The organism is Streptomyces asiaticus (genome assembly GCF_018138715.1).
Classification (GTDB): domain Bacteria; phylum Actinomycetota; class Actinomycetes; order Streptomycetales; family Streptomycetaceae; genus Streptomyces; species Streptomyces asiaticus.
In genome coordinates this window covers 5,206,631-5,224,320 of sequence record NZ_JAGSHX010000006.1, presented here as the reverse complement: position 1 = coordinate 5,224,320, position 17,690 = coordinate 5,206,631, and the positions used below count along the sequence as shown (strand labels likewise).

Genomic DNA, 17,690 nt, shown 5'->3' with positions numbered 1-17,690 from the left:
CGAGGCCGCCCCCACCTCGTCCTAGGCTTCGCTTCGCACCCGCGTGATCTTGACTGCGCACGCATCCGGCGCGTGCCCGGCGCGTCACCCGTCGCGTGCCCGGCGCGAACCCAGGAGCGCGATGCCCGAGAGCCAGCAGCAGCCGCAACAGCCACCCAGGAACGGCGGAACGGCCCCCGGCGAGCCCACCGCCCTGGTGCTCGGCGGCGTCCGGCTCGCCGACGGGCGCACCGTGGACGTCCGGCTCAGCGGCGGGCGGATCGAGGCCGTCGGCACGGCGGGCAGCCTCGTCCCCGGCACCCGGCTGGACCTCGGCGGCTATCTGCTGCTGCCCGCCCCCGCCGAACCCCACGCCCACTGCGACACCGCCCTTACGGCCGACATGGCGGGCCCGGTCCCGTACGCCCCCGGGGACGTCCAGCGGCGCACCGTCGAGGCCGCCCTGCTCGAACTCGGCCACGGGGCCACGGCGCTGCGCACCCATGTCCGCATCGGCGGGGTGCACGGGCTGCGCTCCCTGGAGGCGGTCCTGGAGGCCGGGCGGGCGCTGCGCGGGCTCACGGAGCTGAGCGCGGTGGCGGTGCCCCGGGTGCTGACCGGCACCGCGGGGGCGGACGGTCTGGCGATGCTGCGGGACGCGGTGGGGATGGGCGCGTCGGTCATCGGCGGCTGCCCCGACCTCGACCCGGATCCGACCGGCCACGCCGAGGCCGTCCTCGACCTCGCCGCGCGCCACGGCTGCGCCGTGGATCTGCACACGGACGGTGACGACCCGGCCCGCCTCGCCCGGCTCGCGGCGATGGCCGGGGGCCTGCGGCCGGGCGTCACCATCGGCCCCTGCGGCGGGCTGTCCCGGCTGCCCGCGGAGACGGCGGGGAGGATCGCCGAACGGCTGGCGGCGGCCGGGGTGACCGTCGTCTGCCTCCCCCAGGGCGACTGTGCCGGGCTGGAGCACCAGGGCATGCGGGAGGCGCGCACCCGCCCCTGCGCGCCGGTGCGGCTGCTGCGCGCCGCGGGCGTCCGGGTGGCCGCGGGCAGCGGGGCGCTGCGGGACACGGTGAACCCCGTGGGGCGCGGCGATCCCCTGGAGGCCGCCTTTCTGCTGGCGTCCCGGGGCGAGTCGCGCCCGGAGGAGGCGTACGAGGCGGTGTGCGCGCGGGCGCGGGCCGCGATGGGGCTCGCCGAGGTGCGGGTGGAGGCCGGGTTCCCGGCGGAGCTGCTCGCGGTGCGCGGGGACGGCCTCGCGGGGGTGCTCTCGCTCGCGTACAGCAGGGTCGTGGTGCACCGGGGGCGGGTGGTGGCGCGTACCAGCGCGGTGCGAGAGTACTGCGACTCGGCGGCCGCGGCGGCGCTGGATCTGCCCCGGCAGACACGGCCGCAGAGCGGCGGCGAGCAACAGTAGGCCGCACGGCGTACGGTCGAGATCATGCGCATTGTCATCGCTGGTGGACATGGACAGATCGCGCTGCGGCTGGAGCGGCTGCTCACCGCGCGCGGAGACGAAGTGGCGGGCATCATCCGCAAGCCGGAACAGGCGGGCGACCTGCTGGCGTCGGGTACCGAACCGGTCGTCTGCGATCTGGAGTCGGCCTCACTGGAGGACGTCGTCAAGCACCTGGAGAACGCGGACGCGGCCGTCTTCGCGGCCGGAGCGGGCCCCGGCAGCGGTGCCGCCCGTAAGGAGACCGTCGACCACCGGTCCGCGGTGCTCTTCGCGGACGCGGCCGAACGGGCCGGGGCCCGGCGGTTCCTGATCATCTCCTCGATGGGCGCCTCCCACGAGCCGCCGCCGGACACCGACCCGGTCTTCGCCGCCTATCTGCGCGCCAAGGCCGCGGCGGACGACGACATCCGCGCCCGGGACGGCCTCGACTGGACCGTGCTGCGCCCGGGACGGCTGACGAACGACCCGGGCACGGGCCGGGTGAAGCTGGCCGAACACACCGGCTACGCCGAGATCACCCGCGACGACGTGGCCGCGGTCCTGGTCGCCCTCCTGGACGAGCCCCGTACGGCGGGCCGCACACTGGAGCTGATCAACGGTGACACGGCGGTGGCGGACGCGGTGGCGGCGGTCGCCGAGCGGGGGTGAGGGGCCGGGTTCACCCCGGCCCGACCGCTCAGAAGTCCACCCGGGCCGGGGCGTCGGCCCGGGCCACGGACTCCTGGGCGTACTGGCGCTCGTACGCCGCCCGGATCCGTTCGATCCGCGGGTCCTGCGTCCCCGCCTCGGAGGCCGGGTAGAGCAGGACCACCTCGTACGAGCGCTCCCGCTCGATCGTCCCGTTCTGGTCCCGCCACTGCCCCCGGCCGTCGTGGATCGTCAGGCCGGAGGGGAAGCGCGGGGTGATCCGCCGGTCCACGAAGGCGAGGAACTGCTTCTCGGTGACGGGCGGCCCGCCGTCGGGGCGCTCGGTGCCGAAGAAGAGCCGGGTCTCGACGTACGGTTTGCCCCGGCCCACGGCGCCGGGGTCCGCCGCGGCGGGCGGGTCGTCCAGCGCGGCGTACGCGGCGACGGGGGTGGCGGCGGCGAGGGCGAAGGCCGCTCCGACGGCGGCGAGACGGACGCGTGGCTTCATGGTCGGCATCGTCCGATCGTCCCGGCGCCGGGGGTCCCCGGGAAGAGCGCCTTACGGTGCACATCCGTGCGAGGCGAGGGTGCTTTCGCGCGGGTCGCATTCGCGCGGGGCGCGGGACACGTCCGTGCGAGGCTCCGGGGTCGGCCCGCCCCGGCGTCAGGCGGCAGCGGCCCGGCCGGGACCACCACCGGAGGCCCGGCCCGGGACCACCGCCGGAGGCTCGATCCGGCACCACCGCCGGAGGCCCGGCCCGGGACCATCACCGGAGGTTCGATCCGGGGCCACCGCCGGAGGCCCGGCCCGGCACCACCACCGGAGGCTCGATCCGGGGCCGCCCGGCCCAGGACGTCGCTCAGACCCTGCGCCACCGCGCCAACGCGAACGAGAACACCCCGAAGAGCGCCAGCCCCAGCGCCACCGCCATCAGCAGCCAGGGCCCCGCCGCCGTCCCGGCGAAGGTCCGCAGGGTGTCGTCGATGCCCTTCACCTTGCCCGGGTCGTAGCGCGCCGCGGCCGTGAGCGCGAAGCCGCCCGCCACCGCGAACACCGCCCCGCGGGCCACCCCGCCGCAGATCCCGAGGGCCTCCACGGCCCGCCGCGTCCGCCGGGACATCGCGCCCACCTTGAGGTGCTTGCGGAAGCCGCACCGGATCGCCCGTACCGCGATCCACACCCCCGCCACGGCCACCGCGGCCCCGGCGGCGGCGACCAGCCACCGGCCGTACGGCAGGTCGAGCGCGCGTGCCGTCACGTCCTTCGACTGCCGGTCGCTGGAGCCGCTGCCCTGCTCGCCGGTGGCGAAGGAGAGCACCGAGTACGCGACGACGCCGTAGAAGACCGCGCGGGCCGCCCCGGCCAGCCGCTTCCGGGCCGCGCCGCCGTCCGGCCCCGCGGCCCCGAAGACCGCCTCGGACAGCCGCCACAGCGCCATGCAGACCAGTCCGATGCCGACCGCCCAGACCAGCGCCGCGCCGAACGGCTGCTTGGCGAGGATCTGGAGCGCCCCGCCCCGGTCGGCCTGTTCGCCGTGGTCGCCCGAGGCGATGCGCAGCGCCAGGACGCCGATGAGCAGATAGAGCACGCCCCGGGTGGCCAGCCCCCAGCGGGCCGCCGCCTCGATGGCGCGGGTGCCCGCCTCGCGCGGGGTGCGTGTGCGCGTTGCCGAACCCAATCCGCGTGCGATCGACGATGCGTTCACCGTTTCCTCCCCAGTTGTCGCTCATCGTTTGCCCTGGACGTACATGCGGAAACGGGACTTTCTCTTGTTGGTTGAAGCGATCCGCCCTACTCTGCCGCCACCGAATCTGACGAACCGTCAGATCGAACGAACGGACAGGACCACCACGAGGCGACCGGGGAGAGATGGCGAGATGACCGGCGAGACGAACGGCACCACCGAGCTGCCCCTGGTCATCAGCGTCGATGACCATGTGATCGAGCCCGCGCACCTCTTCGAGACCTGGCTCCCGGCCAAGTACCGGGACCGCGGCCCCAAGCCGCTCACGGCCGGGATCGGCGAACTGGCCTACATCGGCGGCAAGTACAAGTTCACCACCGACCCGGAGGGCCAGCTCACCGACTGGTGGCAATACGAGGGCGATCTCTTCCCCTACAAGCGGATCATCGCCGCCGTCGGCTTCTCGCGCGACGAGATGACCCTCGACGGCATCACCCGCGAGCAGATGCGCCGCGGCTGTTGGGACCCCAAGGACCGGCTCGCCGACATGGACCTCAACCATGTCGAGGCGTCACTGTGCTTCCCGACCTTCCCCCGCTTCTGCGGCCAGACCTTCGCCGAGGCCAAGGACAAGGAGGTCGGGCTGGCGTGCGTCCGGGCGTACAACGACTGGATGGTCGAGGAGTGGTGCGGCGACAGCGGCGGCCGCCTCATCCCGCTCTGCCTGATCCCCCTGTGGGACGTCGACCTCGCCGTCCAGGAGGTGCGCCGCAACGCGGCCCGCGGCGTCCGCGCGGTGACCTTCAGCGAGATCCCCACCTACCTCGGGCTCCCCAGCATCCACAGCGGCTACTGGGACCCGTTCTTCGCCGAGTGCGAGGCCACGGGGACGGTCGTGTGCATGCACATCGGCTCCTCCTCCCAGATGCCCGCCGCCTCCCCCGACGCCCCGCCGGCCGTCCAGGCCGCGCTGAGCTTCAACAACGCCATGGCGTCGATGATGGACTTCCTCTTCAGCGGCGTCCTGGTCTCCTTCCCGCGCCTGAAGCTGGCCTACGCCGAGGGCCAGATGGGCTGGATCCCCTACGCCCTGGAGCGCGCGGACGACGTCTGGGAGGAGCACCGCGCCTGGGGCGGCGTCCGCGACCTCATCCCCGAGCCGCCGTCCACGTACTACTACCGGCAGATCTTCTGCTGCTTCTTCCGCGACAAGCACGGGGTCGCCTCGCTGGACACGGTCGGTGTGGACAACGCCACGTTCGAGACCGACTACCCCCACGTCGACTCCACCTGGCCGCACACGCGCCGCATCGCCGCCGAGCATGTGGCCGGCCTCTCCCCCGAGACCACGTACAAGATCCTCCGCGGCAACGCGATCCGGATGCTGGAGCTGGACCTCGACCGGGGGCGGTGACCGACGCAGGCGAGCCGGACGGCCGGACCGTACGCGGGGGCCGGGCCGTACGCGGGGGCCGGGCCGTACGCGGCGAGCAGGCCGTGCGCGGCGACTAGGCCGTGCGCGGCGGCTCGCTCGTGCGCGGCTGGTCCGAGCCGCAGTAGCGGCACTTGCGCGCCGCCTCGGGGATGTCCTCGGCGAGGCACTCCGGGCAGGTCTTGAGCGGGCCCGGCTCCCCGAAGACCTCCGCGCCGCGGCGGCGCTGGGTGTACTTGTACGGCACGACGATCAGGAAGTAGATGACCGCCATGAAGATGACGAAGTAGATCAGGGCGGAGATGAACGACCCGATGTTCAGATAGGTCGAGGTGTTCCCCTGGTCGCCGAGCTGCCAGCCCAGCCCGACCGATTTGCCGCCCTGGAGCCGGGCGATGACCGGGTTGATCACGGAGTCGGTGAACGCCTTGATCAGCGTCGAGAACGCCAGCGCTGTGACCAGGCCGACGGCGACAACGATGACATCACCGCGCATGAGGAAGTTCTTGAAGCCCCTGAGCACGATCCGCCCTCTCTGTCCTGATACGGGGGAATCACCACCCTAGGAGCGGTCTTACGGAGCCCACGGTGCGCCACGACGGACGGCCGCCCGTACGGCGGCAGATCCCCGGGCACAGTGCCGGACTGAGCCTCGACCGCCGAGGACTTTCCAAAACGGCTTAAGCCACAGAATGAAATAAGCCATGCCGCGAGGATTGACGTCCTTCGCCCGGCCTTGAATCATTCAGTCACCGAGCACCGTGACCACGCCGGCGCTCCGTCCCCCGTGGCCGTGAACACACCGGCCACCGGACTCGCTCTTCCCTCCGCACGGCCGTGACCGCGCCGGCCGCTCCTGTCCGCACAGGAAGGCATCGACTTTTATGAGATCTGTCAGGCTCACGACAAGACCTGTGGCAAGACCTGCCACACCGCGCTCCGCCCTGGTGGGCGCCCTCGCAGCGGTCGCGGTGGCCGTCTGCCCCTGGCTGGCTTCGCCGGCGGGTGCCCAGGCGGCCCACCCCGGCCCGGCCAGGGCCGGCGAGACCGTCAACGTCTATCTGACCACCACCTCCGGCTCCGACGGCCGCACCGTCGTGAAGGGCCTGGAGCAGCAGGCGCCCATCCGGTTCGGTTCGGGCGGGGGCGGCAGTGTCACCGTCGACGAATCCAGGACGTATCAGGAGTTCTCGGGCGCCGGGGCGTCGTTCACGGACACCGCCGCATGGCTGTTCAACAGCAGCGGCGCGCTGAGCCAGAACACCCGCGACGAGGTGATGCGCAAGCTCTTCTCGCCCACGGACGGCATCGGGGTGAGCTTCCTGCGCAACCCGCTCGGCGGCTCCGATCTGGCCCGCTTCGGTTACACCTTCGACGATGTGCCGGCCGGGCAGACCGACCCCGGCCTCGCCAGGTTCTCCATCAACCACGACCTGGCCGACGTCCTGCCGCTGACGAAGCAGGCCAGGCAGCTCAACCCGGCGCTGAAGGTCATGGCCTCGCCATGGACCGCCCCGGCCTGGATGAAGGACAACGACCAGCTCAACCAGGGCTGGCTGGAGGCCCAGTACTACGGCACCTACGCGAACTACTTCGTGAAGTACATCCAGGAGTACCAGAGCCGGGGTGTGCCGATCGACTACGTGACCGTGCAGAACGAGCCCACCTGCTGCTCCGGCTACCCCTCGATGCAGTGGAACGGCTCCGGGCTCACCTACTTCACCAAGAGTGAGCTGCTGCCCAAGCTGGCGAACGCGGGCCTGAGGACCAAGGTGCTCGCCCTCGACTGGAACTGGGACCAGTGGTCGGGCTACGGCGCGCCCGTCGTGGACGACGCGGCCATCCGCAACCACCCCAACTTCGGCGGCATCGCCTGGCACGGCTACGGCGGCAACGTCGGCCAGCAGACGACGGTCCACAACAAGTACCCGAACGTGGACGCCTTCGACACCGAGCACTCCGGCGGCACCTGGATCGCCAATCAGCAGCAGGAAGACATGCACAACCTGATCGACTACACCCGCAACTGGGGCAAGAGCTGGATCAAGTGGAGCCTCGCGGTCGATCAGAACAAGGTCCCGCACAACGGCGGCTGCGGCACCTGCACCGGCCTGGTCACCGTGCACAACGGCGACAGCCAGAGCGGCAAGGTCGACTACACCGCCGAGTACTACACGATGGGCCACCTCACGAAGTTCGTGAAGCCGGGCGCCCGCCGCATCGACTCCACCGCCAGCTCGACCGTCCCGAACGTGGCCTGGAAGAACCCTGACGGCTCCAAGGCGCTGATCGCCTACAACGACACCGGCGGCCAGCAGACGCTGAAGGTCAACTGGGGCGGCCAGTCCTTCAGCTACCAGCTCCCCGCCCGAGCCTCCGCCACCTTCACCTGGACCGGCAACCAGTCGTAACCGCGGTGCCGGTACGCGGCCCCGCCCGCACACCAATGGCCCCTGACCGCCTTCCCGGAGCTCAGGGGCCATCTCTTCGGCGTGGCAGCCAGAGCACGGCGGCAGTGGGAGACGCACCGTCAGCAGACCGTAATGTGTGCTCCAGGACGATATGACCTGGGCACCGGAGGGCGAGGTCGCCATGAGCACGCTGGTCTTCGACAGTGACGACCTGGAGAGAACCGAGGACTTCCTCAGCAAGGCCTACGCCAAAATGCGCATCGGCAGCAGCACCCCGAGCGCGAACCGGGCACGGATCCGGCGCGACACCATCGAGTCGATCACCGTGGACGAGCTCGATCTCGACTTCGACATGAGCTACGCCGTCAGCCCGCTCGGCAGGATCTGCCTGTGCGTCGTCCACACCGGCACCATCGAGGACCATGTCTACCCCGGTGTCGAGGATGCCTTCGGCCCCGGCGACGTGGTGTCCCTCGCCCCGCCGGACCTTCCCTACTCGGGGCGGGTCCGCAACGCCCGCTACAACATCACCATGCTCGACCCCGCCCTGCTGAGCCAGGTCGCCGCCACCGTCGAGCAGCGCACCCCGCAGCCGGTCCGGCTGACCGGACACCGGCCGCACTCCGCGGCCGCCGCCGGGCATCTGCGGCGCACCATCGCCTATGTGCGCGACCACGCCCTGGCCGACCCCGCCATCGCCGACCAGCCGCTGATCAGGGCCACCGTCAGCCAGCTCCTGGCGGGCAGCGTGCTGACGGCCTTCCCCAACACCGCGCTCACCGACCCCACCGCGTCCGACCGTAACGACGCCCACCCCGACACGCTCCAGCGCGCGCTCAGCCATATCGACGACCACGCCGCTGAGCCCCTTACCGTCGCCGACATCGCGGCCGCCGCGCATGTCAGCATCCGCGCCCTTCAGTACGCCTTCCGCCGACACCTCGACACCACGCCGATGGCCTACGTCCGCCGGGTACGCCTGGCACACGCCCATCACGACCTGGCGACCGCCGCCCCCGAGACCGCCACGGTGGCGGACATCGCCACCCGCTGGGGCTTCTTCCACCCGGCCCGCTTCGCCGCCCTGTACCGCGAGACCTACCGCACCACCCCGGGCGCCACGCTGCGCCGCTGACCCCCCGGGCCGCCCTCGCCTTCGTTTGCCGCCCTCGCCTTCGTTTTCTGTCCTCGCCTTCGTTTTCTGTCCCGCAAGGCACCTGGACGTGCGTTTGCCGGATCGCCACGGACCGGCCCGCTTCTGAAGAGTGGACAGCTGCGGCATCGCCCATTGACGCCGCGGCTCGCTTCCCGATCGAAAGGCAGTACGTGGCGGTCGAGAGGGATGACCTGCTCAAGGAGATCGCCGCCCTGGAGGAGGAAGTCGGGCAGCTGCGGCGGGCAGTGGTCTCCCACGCCGTCATCGACCAGGCGATCGGTGTGGTCATCACCCACGGCCGCCTGCTTCCGGGCCAGGGCTGGGACGTCCTCAGGACGGTGTCCCAGAACACCAACACCAAGGTGCGCCTGATCGCCGAACAGATCGTCCAGTGGCCGTACTCCGGCCGGCTCCCCGAGGACATCCAGCAGGCCCTGGAAGCGGCCCTGGCCCGCCCGGCCGCTACGGGCCGGACCAGAACCCCGACAACGTCGGCGGACTTCTAGCCGGGTGCGGGCGACGACTGCCGCGGGAGGCGGCGGACGAAGTCCATCAGCAGGGCGCAGAACGCCGCGGGCTGTTCCAGCGGCGCGAGGTGTCCGGCGCCGGGGATGACGACGGTCCGGCCCGCGTCGAGGTCACGGGCCAGGCCCTCGCCGCCTTCGTAGAAGTCCGGCATGTCGTGTTCGCCGACGCCGACCAGGGCGGGGACGGTGAACGTGCGCAGCGTCGCCGGGCCCGTGCCGAGCGGGTCCGCCGCCTGTGGCGGTTCGCCGTGGGCCAGCCGGCCGGTCAGCTGGCGGCGGAGCATTCGGGCGGCGTGGGCCCGTACTTCGTCGGTCGCGTCGGCCGAGGTCCACGCCTCGACGCCGGCCTGTACCGCGGCGTCCAGGTCGCCGGCGGCCAGCGCCGCGCTTTCGGCGTCCCAGGCGGCTCGCAGCCGTGGGGAGGCGGGCTGGTCGTGGGGCCGGTACCCGACCAGTACCAGGCCCGCCACCCGCTCAGGTGCCGTGACGGCGGTTTGGAGCGCCACCAGGGCGCCGAGCGAGTTCCCGGCCAGGACGAAGCGGTCGGCCCCGAGGCGGTCGAGCGTGTCGAGCACGTCCGACCAGGGGGCCACCTCGTGGCGGTCGGGCACGAGCGCGTCGCCGTGACCGGGCAGGTCCAGGGCGATGGCCCGCACGCCCGCCTCGGCGAGCGGCGGGAGGTGGGCGTCCCACATGGTGCGGTCGGTGGGCCGGGCGTGCAGCAGGACGACGGGCCGTCCCCGGCCTGCCTCATCGGAGGGAAGCAGCATGACGTGAGGCGCCTTCTTCGGTGAATGGAATGGGGGGACTCCGCGGTGCGGAGGGCTTCGGGGCGGCCTCGCCTGGCGCCGGTCAGACGGCTCGGGTGAGTTCGTCGATCTCCGCGTCGGTCAGCCGCAGCGTCGCCGCGGCCAGGTTCTCCTCCAGGTGCGTGATCTTGGAGGTGCCCGGTATGGGCAGCACGACCTCGGAGCGGGCGAGCAGCCAGGCCAGCGCCACTTGGGACGGGCGGGCGCCGTGGGCGGCCGCGATCCGGTCGACCGGGCCGCCGGGGCGGGCGAGCTCGCCCGCGGCTACCGGCGCCCAGGGGATGAAGCCGATGCCGTGGCGGGTGCAGTAGTCCAAGACGTCGGCGGAGCCGCGGTCGATGAGGTTGTAGCGGTTCTGGACGGTGGCGATCTCGGCGATCGCGCGAGCCCGCTCGATCTGGTCGACGGTGACCTGGGACAGACCGATCGCGACGACCTTGCCCTCGTCCTGGAGCCTCTTCAACTCACCGACCTGGTCCTCCAGCGGAACCTTCGGGTCGACGCGGTGCAGCTGGAACAGGTCGATGTGGTCCAGGCCGAGCCGGCGCAGGCTCATCAGGGCCTGCTGGCGCAGGTACTCCGGGCGCCCGACCGGCGGCCATGCCTTCGGGCCGAGGCGCACCAGCCCCTCGCTGGTCTCGATCGTGTCCGGGCCGTTGCGGGTCAGCCCGGCCTTCGTCGCGATGAGCACGTCGTCGGGGTAGGGATGGATCGCCTGCCGGATGATCTCCTCGCTGACGTGGGGGCCGTAGGAGTCCGCGGTGTCGATCAGCCGCACGCCGAGTTCGACGGCCCGGCGCACCACGCGGACGCACTCCTCGCGGTCGTCGGGCTCGCCCCACACCCCGAGCCCGGTCAGGCGCATGGCGCCGAAGCCGAGGCGGGTGACTTTCTTGCCGGCCACCTCGAAGGTGCCGACGGCGTCGGACAAAGACGCGGTCATGATCGGAATTCTCCTTCCGCTGCCGGAGTGTCCTGTATCGGAGTGCCCTGGCCGGTGGGAGCCGAGTCCTGCTCGGCCGACCGACGGAGCAGGGCCAGGGCGTCGGCGCCGGCGCTGCCGGGTTCCGCGCTGTAGACGGACAGGTGCTGGCCCGGGGCGCCGGTGACCGCCAGCGCCTCGAAGTGCAGCCGCAGCTCACCCACGTGAGGGTGGCGGAAATGCTTGTCTTCCCGCGTGCGCGGACGGACCTCGTAACGCGCCCACAGACCGGTGAAGGCGGGGCTGCGCACACTGAGCTCGCCGACGACCCGTTCGATCCGCTCATTCCCCGGGAACTGCGAGGAGGACGCCCGCAGGTTGCCCACCGCGGTGCGCGCCGCATTGTCCCAGTCGGCGTAGAACTCCCGCGCGAAGGGATCGAGGAAGATCATCCGCAGCAGGTTGTCGTACCGGGCGAAACCGCGGTACAGCTCACGCGCCATCGCGTTGGCCGCCAGCACGTCCTGCGCCGCGCCGACCACGAAGGCCGGCACGTCGCGCATGCCGTCCATCAACCGCAGCAGCTCCGCGGCGACGGTCGGCGCCGCGGCCGCGGTGGCGATGACGGGCAGCCCGAGCCGGAACAGGTGGCCGGCTGCGGCACCGTCCAGCCGCAGTGCCCCGGCGATCGCCCGGAGTACCTGCTCGGACGGATGCCGCTCACGGCCCTGCTCCAGGCGGATGTAGTAGTCCGTGCTCACCCCGGCCAGCAGCGCCACCTCGTCCCGCCGCAGCCCCGGCACCCGCCGGTCCGCGCCGTCGGGCAGCCCGACGTCCCGGGGCGTGATCATCGCCCGGCGGGCACGCAGGTAGTCACCGAGCTCATTCACGCTTCCCATGCCCACCACGCTAAATCGGTCCCCTGCGTCAGGGCGTGGGTGCGACGCACCCACCCGGGCGCGGCAGCAGGACCCGGCATCCCGGTAACCGCCGTGCGGCGGGCAAAGGGGGCCCAGCCGTGCCGGACACCCGGATCGATGCGTCGCTGACGAACTGGGGATGATCCCTGAGCGTGCCCCACACCTGCCCCACACACGGTGGTCGGCACGCGGGATCGGGTGAGGCCCAGGGGGATGGATCGCCCATTCCGGGCGTGATCCTCGCCTGTCGACGAAAACGGCCCCCGACCGCGTTTCCGCAGTTCAGGGGCCGTTTCTTTGGCGTGGCGGCGCCAGGATTCGAACCTGGGTAGGCTAAGCCGACGGATTTACAGTCCGCTCCCATTGGCCACTCGGGCACACCGCCTGGGATGTGGCCAGGTGCCCCGCTCTCGCGGCGCTGCTCCCTGGCAACGACGTAAACAATACCTGATGTGCGGGGGTGCTTCGCCACCCGGTTGATCGCCTCTCGATCATGGCCGAGATCGCTAGGCTGGCCGGAGCGGTCCGCTGGGCCGTGCCACTGACGGATCTACGTACGAGGAGCCAACTCAAGATGGCCGACTCCAGTTTCGACATCGTCTCGAAGGTCGAGCGGCAGGAGGTCGACAACGCCCTGAACCAGGCGAGCCGCGAGATCTCCCAGCGTTACGACTTCAAGAACGTCGGCGCCTCGATCGCGTGGTCGGGCGAGCGGATCGAGATGCGAGCCAACTCCGAGGAGCGGGTCAAGGCGATCCTCGACGTCTTCCAGTCCAAGCTGGTCAAGCGCGGGATCTCGCTGAAGGCGCTGGACGCGGGCGAGCCGCAGGCGTCGGGCAAGGAGTACAAGATCTTCGCCTCGTTGCAGGAGGGGATCTCGCAGGAGAACGCGAAGAAGGTCGCCAAGATCATCCGCGACGAGGGCCCCAAGGGGGTCAAGGCGCAGGTGCAGGGCGAAGAGCTGCGGGTGACCTCCAAGAGCCGGGACGACCTTCAGGCCGTGATCGCCCTGATCAAGGGCAAGGACCTCGACTTCGCGGTGCAGTTCGTGAACTACCGGTAGGCGGCGCCCGGACCGGTGCGGCAGGGGCGGTGCGGCATGGCCGTGCCGCCCCTGGTGTTGTCGGCTTGTGTTGTCGGCTGGTGTTGACGGCGTCCCCGGTCAGCGGTGGGCGAAGGGCTGGTCGGTGGGAACGATTTCGTGGCCGAGGGGGGCCAGGGAGATCGGGATGAGCTTGAAGTTGGCCAGGCCCAGGGGGATGCCGATGATCGTGACGCAGAGGGCGAGGCCGGTGACGAGGTGGCCGAGCGCCAGCCACCAGCCCGCGAGGATGAGCCAGAGGACATTGCCGACGCAGGAGGGGGCCCCGGCGTCGCGGCGGGGGACGGCGGTGCGGCCGAAGGGCCACAGGGCGAAGCCGGCGATGCGCCAGGAGGCGATCCCGAAGGGGATGCCGATGATGGTGAGGCAGAGCAGGACCCCGGCGAGGAGATAGAGGATCGCCATCCAGATGCCGGAGAAGATCAGCCAGATCAGATTCAGGAGCGTTTTCACGGTCGGCGGCCTCCTGCCATCTGCTCGAGGCGGGCGATGCGCTCGCGCATGGGCGGGTGGGTGGAGAAGAGCTTGGCCATGCCCTCACCGGCGCGGAAAGGGTTGGCGATCATCAGATGGCTGGCGGTCTCCAGACGGGGCTCGGGCGGCAGCGGAAGCTGCTTGGTGCCCGCTTCCAGCTTGCGCAGGGCGCTGGCGAGGGCCAGCGGGTCGCCGGTGAGCTGGGCGCCGGAGGCGTCCGCCTCGTACTCGCGGGAGCGGCTCACGGCGAGCTGGATGATGGAGGCCGCGAGCGGGCCGAGGATCATGATCAGCAGCATGCCGAGGAAGCCGGGGCCCTCGTCGTCGTCGGACCGGCCCATGGGGATCAGCCAGGCGAAGTTCACCAGGAACATCACGACGCTGGCGAGCGCGCCCGCGATCGAGGAGATCAGGATGTCGCGGTTGTAGACATGGCTGAGCTCATGGCCGATGACCCCGCGCAGCTCGCGCTCGTCCAGCAGCCGCAGGATGCCGTCGGTGCAGCAGACCGCCGCGTTACGGGGGTTGCGGCCGGTGGCGAAGGCGTTGGGGGCCTCGGTCGGGGAGATGTAGAGCCGGGGCATCGGCTGGCGGGCGGCCGTGGAGAGCTCGCGCACCATCCGGTACAGCCCTGGTGCCTCGAACTCGCTGACGGGGCGGGCGCGCATCGCGCGCAGGGCCAGCTTGTCACTGTTCCAGTAGGCGTACGCGTTGGTCCCGAGTGCGACGATCACCGCGATGATCAGTCCGGTACGGCCGAAGAGGCTGCCGATGACGATGATGAGCGCGGACAGACCACCGAGGAGTACGGCGGTCTTCAGCCCGTTGTGCCGGCGGTGCACGGTGTGCCCTCCCGATGTGCCGCAGGGGAACCCTTTGCCTGGTGTCTCCACCTTCCAGTGGACCCTCCTGAAAAAGTCAACGCCAGGCGAAGGGCACCAGTTCCCTTGTGCACATGGGCGCGGGCCCGCGGGGGCCGTGGGGGTGACCCACGAGGGCCCGCGAGGGTGCCTACAGCAGGGTGCTCGAGGCGAAACGGAGGACGAGTTGCGGCGCTCCCGAGAGGGCGATTCCGGCGGCCGCGGTGAGGGCGATGGCGGCCGTAAGGGGGACGGCGCGGGGGCGGGTGATGGCCGCCCCGGCGGCGGGCGCGGGCTCCGTCGCCGCGGCGGGCTCCGGGGTGCGGAAGAGCACCGTCGTCCACTGGAGGTAGTAGTACAGCGCCACCACCACGTTCAGCGCCATCACCACCGCGAGCCAGCCCAGCCCCGCGTCCACCGCCGCCGAGAAGACGGTCACCTTGGCGAAGAGGCCGATGACGCCCGGGGGCAGCCCGGCCAGGCACAGCAGGAAGAAGGCCAGGGCCAGGGCGGCGGCCGGACGGGCCGCGTACAGGCCGCGGTAGTCGGTGAGCCGGTTGGCCGGGCTCGTACGGGCCACCAGGGCGGCCACGGCGAACGCGCCGAGGTTCACGACCGCGTACATCAGGGCGTACGCGACCGTGGAGCCGATGGCGCGGGAGGCGTCCCCGCCTGAGTCGGCGTAGCCGGCCGCGGCGATCGGGACCAGCAGATAGCCCGCCTGGGCGACGGAGGACCAGGCGAGCAGCCGTACGGCGCTGAAGGCGCGCTCCGGGCGCTGGCGCAGCGCCGCGGCGTTCCCCGCGGTCATGGTGAGGGCGGCCAGGACGGCGACGGCCGGGCCCCACACATCGGCGTAGGAGGGGAAGGCGAGGACGGTCACCAGGATGAGGCCGGAGAATCCGACCGCCTTACCGACGACGGACAGATACGCGGCGACGGGCACCGGCGCGCCGACGTAGGTGTCGGGCACCCAGAAGTGGAAGGGCACGGCGGCGGTCTTGAACGCGAAGCCCACCAGGGTGAGCACGACGCCCGCCTGGGCGAGCGTGTCCAGCCGCGGGTCGACATGGGTGAGGGCGTCGGCGATCCGGGACAGGTGGAGGCTGCCGGTGGCTGCGTAGACGAAGCTGACGCCGAGCAGCATCACGGCGGTCGCGGTGACCGAGGAGAGGAAGAACTTCAGCGCGGCCTCGGAGGAGAGGCGGTCACCGCGGCGCAGGCCCACGAGGGCGAAGGCCGGGAGCGAGGCCACTTCGAGGGCGATGACCAGGGTGGCCAGATCGCGGGAGGCGGGCAGCAGGGCCGCCCCGGAGGCGGAGGACAGCAGCAGGAACCAGAACTCGCCCGCGGGGAGTTTGAGATCGTCGAGGGCGCTGAAGGACAGCAGCGCGGTGAGCAGCGCCCCGCCGAGCACCAGGAACTGGATGACGAGTGCGAAGGTGTCGGCCGTGTAGCTGCACGCGTGGGCGCCGGTGGTCAGGCAGAAGGTGGAGCGGTCGCCGTCCAGCAGCGGCAGCAGGGCGAGCACGGCGAGAGCCAGTCCCGCTATCGCTCCCCAGCCCAGCAGGTGCTTCCTGCGCTCGGGCAGGAAGAGGTCCGCGACGAGGACGGCGAGGCCGGCCAGGGCCGCGATGGTGGGCGGTGCGACGGCGAGCCAGTCGACGGACTGGACGAGGCTCGTGGCGAGGCTCGAGGCGTTCGGAGTCATCGGGTGCCTCCCGCGAGGAGCTGCTGCACGGCCGGGTCGGTGAGGCCGAGGAGGGCCGCGGGCCACAGTCCGGCGAGGACGGTGAGGGCCACCAGGGGGCTCCAGGCGGCGAATTCATGGCCGTGGACATCGGCCAGGGCGGGCCGCTCGGCCCCGGTCCCGGTGCCGGGCTCGATCGGATGGTCGCCCATGCAGACGCGCCGTACGACGATGAGCATGTAGGCGGCGGTGAGCAGGGTGCCGAAGGCGGCGAGCGCCATATAGGTGAGATACGCCGGGCGGCTGAGCCCGTCGGCGGGGTCGAAGGCGCCGAACATGGCGAGCATCTCGCCCCAGAACCCGGCGAGTCCGGGCAGCCCCAGGGAGGCCACCGCGCCGAAGGCGAGCAGCCCGCCGAGGCGTGGCGCCCTGCCGTAGAGGGCGGCGCCGCTGGTGCCCGAGAGCTGGTCCAGGTCGGTGGTGCCGGAGCGGTCCTTGAGGGCGCCGACCAGGAAGAAGAGCAGTCCGGTGATCAGGCCGTGGGCGATGTTGGCGAACAGCGCGCCGTTCACCCCGGTGGGGGTGAGGGTGGCGATGCCCAGCAGCACGAAGCCCATGTGGCCGACGGAGGAGTAGGCGATCAGCCGCTTGAGGTCGCCCTTGGCGCCCGCGCGGGCCAGCGCGAGACAGGCGAGGGATCCGTAGATGATGCCGACGACGGCGAACGCGGCGAGGTAGGGCGCGTAGGTGTGGGCCGCGTCGGGGGTCATCGGCAGCACGATGCGGACGAGGCCGTACGTGCCCATCTTGAGCAGCACGCCCGCCAGCAGCACCGAGCCCACGGTGGGGGCGGCGGTGTGGGCGTCGGGCAGCCAGCTGTGCAGCGGCCACATCGGGGCCTTGACGGCGAGTCCGACGATGATGGCCAGGGCCGCGATGAGCTGGGTGGTGTGGCTCAGCCCCGAGCCGCCCGCGCCGGAGGCGCTATCAGACGCAGTGGTGGCGAGTGCCACCATGTCGAAGGTGCCGCCCTTGAGCCCGACGAGGAGGAGGCCGAGCAGCATGACCACGGAGCCGAGCAGCGTGTAGAGGATGAACCGCCAGGCGGCGCGTTCCCGTTCGGCGCCTCCCCACCGGTTGATGAGGAAGTACATCGGGATGAGGACCATCTCGAACGCCAGGAAGAACAGCATCAGGTCCAGCACCGCGAAGCTGGCCAGGGTGCCGGACTCCAGGAGGAGCAGCAGCGCGACGAAGGCTTTGGGGGACGGTCCGGAGGGCCGGTTGAAGTAGGCGTAGAGCGCGCTGAGGAAGGTCAGCAGCGCGGTCAGCACGAGCAGCGGCAGCGAGACGCCGTCCACGCCGAGGTGGATGCGGATGTCCAGGGCCGGGATCCAGCCGATGTCGGTCTGGGCCTGCATCCTGGCCGGGTGGTCGTGGTCGAAACCGGCGGCCAGGGCGATGGCGGCGGCGAGCACCACGCCGGTGACGGTCACGCCGTGGCGCATGACGGCCTGGTCGGGCCCGCGGCCGCGCAGTCCGGGCGGGGCCGGGAGCAGGGCGGCGACGGAGCCGAGCAGGGGGAGCACGACCAGGGCGGCGAGGAGGAGTTGCTGGACGGTGTGGTTCAC

The 17,690-nt window shown here is 71.7% G+C and carries 16 protein-coding genes, 1 tRNA gene and 1 pseudogene; 7 read left to right on the top strand and 11 right to left on the bottom strand.

Annotated features, from left to right (window positions below; translation table 11 throughout):
• Positions 1-121 precede the first annotated feature (121 nt).
• On the top strand, positions 122-1,402 hold the full coding sequence (locus KHP12_RS29655; RefSeq protein ID WP_086880006.1) for an amidohydrolase family protein: 1,281 nt from the start codon (positions 122-124) through the stop codon (positions 1,400-1,402).
• 24 nt (positions 1,403-1,426) lie between these two features.
• Positions 1,427-2,092 (top strand): NAD(P)H-binding protein, encoded by a 666-nt coding sequence (locus KHP12_RS29650; RefSeq protein ID WP_086880005.1) that lies wholly within the window; start codon positions 1,427-1,429, stop codon positions 2,090-2,092.
• Positions 2,093-2,120: 28 nt separating this feature from the next.
• On the opposite strand, the gene KHP12_RS29645 is transcribed toward KHP12_RS29650, so the two are convergent.
• Both KHP12_RS29645 and KHP12_RS29640 read right to left on the bottom strand, forming a co-directional pair.
• Positions 2,121-2,579: a DUF3574 domain-containing protein gene (locus KHP12_RS29645; protein WP_244202544.1), complete on the bottom strand. Its 459-nt coding sequence runs from the start codon at positions 2,577-2,579 to the stop codon at positions 2,121-2,123.
• A 352-nt stretch (positions 2,580-2,931) separates the two neighbouring features.
• The gene (locus KHP12_RS29640; RefSeq protein ID WP_372455236.1) at positions 2,932-3,777 is read right to left on the bottom strand and encodes a DUF1206 domain-containing protein; all 846 of its coding nucleotides are present in this window, start codon (positions 3,775-3,777) and stop codon (positions 2,932-2,934) included.
• A gap of 172 nt (positions 3,778-3,949) precedes the next feature.
• Between KHP12_RS29640 and KHP12_RS29635 the strand changes: the two genes are divergently transcribed.
• The gene (locus KHP12_RS29635; RefSeq protein ID WP_086880002.1) at positions 3,950-5,170 is read left to right on the top strand and encodes an amidohydrolase family protein; all 1,221 of its coding nucleotides are present in this window, start codon (positions 3,950-3,952) and stop codon (positions 5,168-5,170) included.
• Between the two features lie 94 nt (positions 5,171-5,264).
• Here the strand turns inward: KHP12_RS29635 and KHP12_RS29630 are convergent, their stop codons facing one another.
• Entirely contained in the window at positions 5,265-5,711 is a 447-nt protein-coding gene (locus KHP12_RS29630) for an MscL family protein (RefSeq protein ID WP_086880001.1), read from the bottom strand.
• A gap of 361 nt (positions 5,712-6,072) precedes the next feature.
• On the opposite strand from KHP12_RS29630, the pseudogene KHP12_RS29625 reads away from it, so the two are divergent.
• The 3 genes and pseudogenes from KHP12_RS29625 to KHP12_RS29615 all read left to right on the top strand — a co-directional run.
• Positions 6,073-7,596: pseudogene (locus tag KHP12_RS29625) on the top strand (glycoside hydrolase family 30 protein); the annotation flags it as partial.
• A 154-nt stretch (positions 7,597-7,750) separates the two neighbouring features.
• Positions 7,751-8,734, top strand: a complete 984-nt coding sequence (locus tag KHP12_RS29620; RefSeq protein WP_244202543.1) for a helix-turn-helix transcriptional regulator — start codon at positions 7,751-7,753, stop codon at positions 8,732-8,734.
• Between the two features lie 191 nt (positions 8,735-8,925).
• Positions 8,926-9,261 carry an ANTAR domain-containing protein gene (locus KHP12_RS29615; protein WP_086879999.1) on the top strand — a complete coding sequence of 112 codons (336 nt, stop codon included), beginning with the start codon at positions 8,926-8,928 and terminating at the stop codon, positions 9,259-9,261.
• Here KHP12_RS29615 and KHP12_RS29610 read toward each other — a convergent pair.
• From KHP12_RS29610 to KHP12_RS29595, 4 genes are all read right to left on the bottom strand, one after another.
• Positions 9,258-10,052 carry an alpha/beta fold hydrolase gene (locus KHP12_RS29610; RefSeq protein WP_086879998.1) on the bottom strand — a complete coding sequence of 265 codons (795 nt, stop codon included), beginning with the start codon at positions 10,050-10,052 and terminating at the stop codon, positions 9,258-9,260. The genes KHP12_RS29615 and KHP12_RS29610 overlap by 4 nt on opposite strands.
• 82 nt (positions 10,053-10,134) lie before the next feature.
• Positions 10,135-11,034, bottom strand: coding sequence for an aldo/keto reductase (locus tag KHP12_RS29605; RefSeq protein WP_086879997.1), 900 nt, complete (start codon positions 11,032-11,034; stop codon positions 10,135-10,137).
• Positions 11,031-11,912 (bottom strand): helix-turn-helix domain-containing protein, encoded by an 882-nt coding sequence (locus tag KHP12_RS29600; RefSeq protein ID WP_086880030.1) that lies wholly within the window; start codon positions 11,910-11,912, stop codon positions 11,031-11,033. The genes KHP12_RS29605 and KHP12_RS29600 overlap by 4 nt, the downstream gene beginning before the upstream one ends.
• A gap of 324 nt (positions 11,913-12,236) precedes the next feature.
• Positions 12,237-12,318 (bottom strand) — tRNA-Tyr (locus tag KHP12_RS29595).
• 189 nt (positions 12,319-12,507) lie between these two features.
• Here KHP12_RS29595 and KHP12_RS29590 point away from each other — a divergent pair.
• Entirely contained in the window at positions 12,508-12,996 is a 489-nt protein-coding gene (locus tag KHP12_RS29590; protein WP_037963620.1) for a YajQ family cyclic di-GMP-binding protein, read from the top strand.
• Between the two features lie 99 nt (positions 12,997-13,095).
• Here KHP12_RS29590 and KHP12_RS29585 read toward each other — a convergent pair whose 3' ends face one another.
• The 4 genes from KHP12_RS29585 to KHP12_RS29570 form a co-directional block, all read right to left on the bottom strand.
• Positions 13,096-13,488, bottom strand: a complete 393-nt coding sequence (locus tag KHP12_RS29585; protein WP_037963623.1) for a YccF domain-containing protein — start codon at positions 13,486-13,488, stop codon at positions 13,096-13,098.
• The gene (htpX, locus tag KHP12_RS29580) at positions 13,485-14,351 is read right to left on the bottom strand and encodes a zinc metalloprotease HtpX (protein ID WP_086879996.1); all 867 of its coding nucleotides are present in this window, start codon (positions 14,349-14,351) and stop codon (positions 13,485-13,487) included. The genes KHP12_RS29585 and htpX overlap by 4 nt, the downstream gene beginning before the upstream one ends.
• Positions 14,352-14,520: 169 nt before the next feature.
• Complete coding sequence (locus KHP12_RS29575) at positions 14,521-16,080, bottom strand: NADH-quinone oxidoreductase subunit N (RefSeq protein ID WP_210609674.1); 1,560 nt, start codon at positions 16,078-16,080, stop codon at positions 14,521-14,523.
• The gene (locus KHP12_RS29570; RefSeq protein ID WP_086883097.1) at positions 16,077-17,690 is read right to left on the bottom strand and encodes a complex I subunit 4 family protein; all 1,614 of its coding nucleotides are present in this window, start codon (positions 17,688-17,690) and stop codon (positions 16,077-16,079) included. The genes KHP12_RS29575 and KHP12_RS29570 overlap by 4 nt, the downstream gene beginning before the upstream one ends.

Bases quoted from the DNA above. Each gene is read 5' to 3' on its own strand.
- KHP12_RS29655 (WP_086880006.1), top strand. From the start codon at position 122: ATGCCCGAGAGCCAGCAGCAGCCGCAACAGCCACCCAGGAACGGCGGA.
- KHP12_RS29650 (WP_086880005.1), top strand. From the start codon at position 1,427: ATGCGCATTGTCATCGCTGGTGGACATGGACAGATCGCGCTGCGGCTG.
- KHP12_RS29645 (WP_244202544.1), bottom strand. From the start codon at position 2,579: ATGAAGCCACGCGTCCGTCTCGCCGCCGTCGGAGCGGCCTTCGCCCTC.
- KHP12_RS29635 (WP_086880002.1), top strand. From the start codon at position 3,950: ATGACCGGCGAGACGAACGGCACCACCGAGCTGCCCCTGGTCATCAGC.
- KHP12_RS29620 (WP_244202543.1), top strand. From the start codon at position 7,751: ATGACCTGGGCACCGGAGGGCGAGGTCGCCATGAGCACGCTGGTCTTC.
- KHP12_RS29610 (WP_086879998.1), bottom strand. From the start codon at position 10,052: ATGCTGCTTCCCTCCGATGAGGCAGGCCGGGGACGGCCCGTCGTCCTG.
- KHP12_RS29605 (WP_086879997.1), bottom strand. From the start codon at position 11,034: ATGACCGCGTCTTTGTCCGACGCCGTCGGCACCTTCGAGGTGGCCGGC.
- KHP12_RS29600 (WP_086880030.1), bottom strand. From the start codon at position 11,912: ATGGGAAGCGTGAATGAGCTCGGTGACTACCTGCGTGCCCGCCGGGCG.
- KHP12_RS29590 (WP_037963620.1), top strand. From the start codon at position 12,508: ATGGCCGACTCCAGTTTCGACATCGTCTCGAAGGTCGAGCGGCAGGAG.
- KHP12_RS29575 (WP_210609674.1), bottom strand. From the start codon at position 16,080: ATGACTCCGAACGCCTCGAGCCTCGCCACGAGCCTCGTCCAGTCCGTC.